Annotated in this window: 1 protein-coding gene; it reads right to left on the bottom strand. The window is 57.2% G+C overall.

The genetic code is table 11. The features are described from left to right. Positions 1–451, bottom strand: a 451-nt coding sequence (locus JMV15_RS28005) for an alanine:cation symporter family protein (protein WP_201492001.1), incomplete at both ends; no start/stop codon positions are given.

Here is a 451-nt window from a genome sequence, read left to right as displayed (position 1 = left end):
GCCGTGTTTGTGTGACCGGGGCGAGTGGGTTGTAGTAGTGATTGAGGATGAGCATGGCAATCTTGAACAGGAAGGCCAGGGCAAACAGGTTGACGAACGCGAGCTTGGTCAGGGTGATGTCAGCGAAGGCGGACACGGTGCTCAGGTTCTCGATCGAGCCCCAGAGAATCAGCACCAGCACCAAGGCGCGATAGCCCATCAGCACCTTGCGGTTATTGCCGACCAGAAAGCGCAAGTTGCTCTCGCCCAGGTAGTAGTTGTACATGATCGAGGTGAACACGAACAACGCCAGAGCCACCGAGATGAACAAGCGGCCCCAGTCACCCACCACCGCCGCCAGGGAGTTCTGGGTCAGGGCAATGACGTCACCTTCAAAACCTGGGGTGTAGAAACCCGACAGCAGAATCGGCAACGCAGTACAAGTGCAGATCACGAAGGTGTCGAGGAACAC

Origin of the sequence: Pseudomonas paracarnis (assembly GCF_904063055.1) — a bacterium.
In the GTDB taxonomy this organism is placed as follows: domain Bacteria; phylum Pseudomonadota; class Gammaproteobacteria; order Pseudomonadales; family Pseudomonadaceae; genus Aquipseudomonas; species Aquipseudomonas paracarnis.
The sequence above is the reverse complement of the archived record's forward strand: the minus strand, read 5'-3'. Positions and strand labels throughout refer to the sequence as shown.